Annotated in this window: 3 protein-coding genes; 1 reads left to right on the top strand and 2 read right to left on the bottom strand. The window is 70.6% G+C overall.

Annotated elements, in window-relative coordinates; genetic code table 11:
* A partial coding sequence (locus tag A612_RS10425) for a SirB1 family protein (RefSeq protein WP_019374429.1) occupies positions 1 to 662 on the top strand: 662 nt, incomplete at its 5' end.
* A 22-nt stretch (positions 663 to 684) separates the two neighbouring features.
* Here the strand turns inward: A612_RS10425 and A612_RS10420 are convergent.
* Together A612_RS10420 and A612_RS10415 are read right to left on the bottom strand one after the other, a co-directional pair.
* Positions 685 to 1,077 (bottom strand): universal stress protein, encoded by a 393-nt coding sequence (locus A612_RS10420; protein ID WP_019374428.1) that lies wholly within the window; start codon positions 1,075 to 1,077, stop codon positions 685 to 687.
* Positions 1,078 to 1,209: 132 nt separating this feature from the next.
* Positions 1,210 to 2,044 (bottom strand): AI-2E family transporter (locus A612_RS10415; RefSeq protein ID WP_019374427.1); only part of this gene is annotated, 835 nt, incomplete at its 5' end.

Genomic DNA, 2,044 nt, shown 5'->3' with positions numbered 1-2,044 from the left:
GGCTGCCGGCGGATGCCGGGGCGCTGCAGCGGCTGCGCCTGCTGAACCATTTCTTCTACGGCGAGCTGGGTTTCGCCGGCAATGCCAACGACTACTACGCGCCGGAGAACAGCTACCTGCACCATGTGCTGGAGTCGCGCCGCGGGATCCCGATCTCGCTGGCGGTGCTGTGGCTGGAGTTGGCCCAGGGCGTGGGTCTGGACGCGGCCGGGGTGTCCTTCCCCGGTCATTTTCTGGTCAAGGTGCGGGTTGCAGGCGGGCAAGTGGTCCTGGACCCGCTCACTGGCCAGTCGCTGACCCAGGAGGCCCTGCTGGAGCGGCTCGAGCCCTTTCGCGGGAGCGGCGGGAGCGGCGAGGCACCCCTGGGCCTGTACCTGCAGGCCGCGCCGCCGCGGGCGATCCTGGCGCGGATGTTGCGCAACCTCAAGGAAATCCACCGGGCACGGGCGGACGTGGGCAGCCTGCTGGCCGTGCAGGAGCGCCTGGTCGTGCTGTTGCCCGAGGACTGGGGGGAATGGCGCGACCGGGGCCTGGCGCTGGCCGAGCTGGGCCGCGCGAGCGCGGCGGTGCAGGACCTGCAGGTGTACCTGGACAACGCGCCCGGTGCGGCGGACACGGCCGCCATCGCGGCGCTGGTGCGCGCCCTGCGGCCAGAGGCGTGAGGGGCGGCCGCGCCGCAGCGGCTCAGTGGGCCTTGACGGCCAGCACCGGGCAGTCGACGGTCAGCAAGATTTCCTGCGCCATGCTGCCCAAGAGCAGCTTGCCCACCGGCGAGCGCTTGCGCAGCCCGATCACCAGCACCGAGACCTGCAGCGCCGCCACCATCTCCTGGATCTCCTCGATGGCGCTCTTGCCGCGCACGAACTGCTTGAACTCGGCCTGGATCGGCAGCGTGGCCAGGCGTTCCTCGACGCGTTCGACCTCGTAGCCGTTCACGATGCTGTCGTCCTCCGAGCGGCCGCCCGGGCCGGCATTGACCACCACCAGGCGCTCGCCGCGGCGGGTGGCGATCTCGATGCCCTTGTCGAGGGCGGCGCGGCCTTCGGGGCGGGCGACGTAGGCTACGAGGATGGTCATTCTGGGTCTCCTTGGGGTGTCTGGATGGGGAAAGATCGCTGGCCATGGGGTGCATGGCACGGTAGCGCAGGATAGCCCAAGGCCGCGCGTGCCGGCCCCGGCGTGGCGCAATCCGCACACGGCCGGCGGCGCTCAGACCAGCCGGGCGGCTGCCAGCTCTTTCTTCAGGTACGCGTAGAACAGCGGCGCCGCCACCAACCCGGCCGGACCGAACACGGCCTCGGCGACGAACATCACGGACAGCAACTCCCAGACGCCCATGTGGGTGCGCTGGCCGACCACCTTGGCGTTGATCACGTATTCGGCCTTGTGGATCAGGATCAGGAAGACCAGGCAGGCGACCGCCGCCATCGGCGAGACCGACAGGCCGACGATCGTGATCACTGCGTTGCACAGCAGATTGCCGACGATCGGCACCAGGCCGGCGACGAAGGTCAGGGTGATCAGCGCTGGCGTGTAGGGCAGGCGCATGTCCCACAGCGGCAGCACGAACAGCAGAAACAGCGCCGTCAGCAGCGTGTTGAACGAGGCGATCCAGAACTGCGCGGCAACGATCTGCCGGAAGGCATCGCCCAGGCGCGCGACGCGCAGGGTCAGCTCCTGCGCCAGCGGGCCGTGCGCCCGACCGCGCGCGCGCACTGCCGCCAGGGCGCCGATCAACAGGCCGACATAGGCGTAGAGCACGCCCGTGAGCCAGACCCGGCCGGCCATGGCCAGCGCGCCGGCCTTGGCGCCGAGGTAGGCGGCGATGGCGCGCTGGATCTCGGGCGCGCCTTCAGGCAGCTGGACGGCGATGTCCGGCGGCAGCTTCAAGCGCAGCTCCAGCACCGTGCGCGCCAGGAAGTCCAGCAATTCGCGGTACTGGGCCGGCGCGGCGAGGATGTAGCTGCGCGAGTGCGACAGTGCGAGCACCGTCAGCAGGAGGGGCGAGAGCACGACCAGTGCCGCCGCCAGGGTCGGGCCGCTG

The sequence above is a fragment of the Melaminivora alkalimesophila genome (assembly GCF_000282995.1).
Classification (GTDB): domain Bacteria; phylum Pseudomonadota; class Gammaproteobacteria; order Burkholderiales; family Burkholderiaceae_C; genus Melaminivora; species Melaminivora alkalimesophila.
Note: the sequence above shows the minus strand (reverse complement) of the source record. Positions and strands in the feature narration are given on the sequence as shown.

Excerpts from the sequence above, each read along its gene's own strand:
- A612_RS10420 (WP_019374428.1), bottom strand. The coding sequence starts at position 1,077 with ATGACCATCCTCGTAGCCTACGTCGCCCGCCCCGAAGGCCGCGCCGCC.